The sequence below is a fragment of the Kitasatospora sp. MY 5-36 genome, assembly GCF_001182915.1.
GTDB lineage: Bacteria > Actinomycetota > Actinomycetes > Streptomycetales > Streptomycetaceae > Kitasatospora.
In genome coordinates, this window is sequence record NZ_LFVW01001145.1 from 1 (window position 1) to 1444 (window position 1444).

Below are 1444 nucleotides of genomic sequence, written 5' to 3' on the forward strand. Positions count from 1 at the left end.
GCCGCCGACGCGGCCGACGCCGCGGACCCGGCGCCGCGCGCCGCCGAGCCGGAGCACCCGCTGGCCGTCCGGCTGTCGGCGCTGACCTCCGCCGAGGCGCAGGACCGGCTGCTCTGCGACCTGGTCCGGGACGAGGCCGCCACCGTGATGGGGTACGCCTCGGCCGCCGACGTCGAGCCCGGCCGCGCCTTCAGCGAACTCGGCCTGGACTCCCTCACCTCCGTCGAACTGCGCAACCGGCTCAGCACCGCCGCCGGCCTGCCGCTGCCCGCCACCCTGCTGTACGACTACCCGGACCCGCAGGTGCTCGCCGCGCACCTGCGCACCCGGCTGGTCGGCGGCGGACCGGACACCGCCGCCCCGGCCGCACCGCGCGCCACCGGCGCGGACCCGCTCGCCGACCCGGTCGCGATCGTCGCCATGGGCTGCCGCCTGCCCGGCGGCATCCACACCCCCGAGCAGCTGTGGCAGCTGCTCGACGCCGGGCAGGACGCCGTCACCGGCCTGCCCACCGACCGGGGCTGGGACCTCGCCGCCCTCTACGACCCCACCGCCGAACGGCCCGGCACCTTCTACGCCCGCGAGGGCGGGTTCCTGCACGAGGCCGCCGAGTTCGACGCCGGGTTCTTCGGCGTCAGCCCGCGCGAGGCGGTCACCATGGACCCGCAGCAGCGGCTGCTGCTGGAGGTCGTCTGGGAGACCCTGGAACGCGGCGGCATCGACCCCACCGGCCTGCGCGGCAGCCGTACCGGCGTGTTCGTCGGCGGCTTCGGCTCCGGCTACGACCACCTCACCGCCCGCGCCGCCGGCCACGCCGACCACCGCCTGGAGGGCCAGGCCATGATCGGCACCGCCACCAGCGTGCTGTCCGGCCGGGTCTCCTACCTCCTCGGCCTGGAGGGCCCGGCGTTCACCGTCGACACGGCCTGCTCCTCCTCGCTGGTCGCCCTGCACTCCGCCGCCCAGGCGCTGCGGGCCGGCGAGTGCGACCTCGCCCTGGTCGGCGGCGTCACCGTGATGCCCACCCCGCGCGACCTGGTCGGCTTCTCCCAGCAGCGCGGCCTGGCCGCCGACGGCCGGTGCAAGGCCTTCGGCGAGGGCGCCGACGGCATGGGCATGGCCGAGGGCGTCGGCGTCCTCGCGGTCGAACGGCTCTCCGACGCCCACCGCAACGGCCACCAGGTGCTCGGCGTGGTCCGCGGCAGCGCCGTCAACCAGGACGGCGCCTCCAACGGGCTCACCGCCCCCAGCGGCCCCTCCCAGCAGCGGGTGATCCGCGCCGCGCTGGCCGGCGCCGGCCTCACCGCCGCCGACGTGGACGCCGTCGAGGCGCACGGCACCGGCACCGAACTCGGCGACCCGATCGAGGCCCAGGCCCTGCTCGCCACCTACGGCCAGGACCGGCCCGCCGACCGGCCGCTGTGGCTGGGCTCGGTGAAGTCCA

1 protein-coding gene is annotated in these 1444 nt (G+C 77.3%); it reads left to right on the forward strand.

Annotated features, from left to right (window positions below; translation table 11 throughout):
• Positions 1 to 1444 (forward strand): type I polyketide synthase (locus AE652_RS40910; RefSeq protein ID WP_049661001.1); only part of this gene is annotated, 1444 nt, incomplete at both ends.